Here is a 361-nt window from a genome sequence, read left to right on the forward strand (position 1 = left end):
CTGCCGGCATCGCCCTTGTCCTCAACCGCTACATCGTCAGCGCCATGCTCGCGGGAAGCGTCAAATGACCGGCGAGCACCCGCACCGCATCCCCTCTGAGCGGCCCACAGGACCGGGGACGGCGCTGCCAGGCTTCACTACCGGGGAGTTGACGGTCGCCCTCGACGTCGGGGGTACGGCAATGAAAGGCGCCGTCCTCTCCGGGTCAGAAGCCATCTCCTATCACCGGTGGCCCACACCCAGGGAAGAAGGCCCGGACGCCGTGGTCAAAGCCGTCATCAGCGCCGTTGACGAACTTCTGGGACACGCGCCCGGCGCCCGCGCCATCGGACTGGTTGTCCCGGGCCTGGTGGATGACCGG

The 361-nt window shown here is 68.1% G+C and carries 1 protein-coding gene; it reads left to right on the forward strand.

Translation table 11 applies throughout. The features are described from left to right. Positions 1–64 precede the first annotated feature (64 nt). Positions 65–361: ROK family protein (locus tag SB764_RS38800; protein WP_410866581.1), on the forward strand; the 297-nt coding region annotated here is incomplete at its 3' end.

Source organism: Paraburkholderia sp. SIMBA_027 (assembly GCF_046535315.1).
GTDB lineage: Bacteria > Pseudomonadota > Gammaproteobacteria > Burkholderiales > Burkholderiaceae > Paraburkholderia > Paraburkholderia tropica.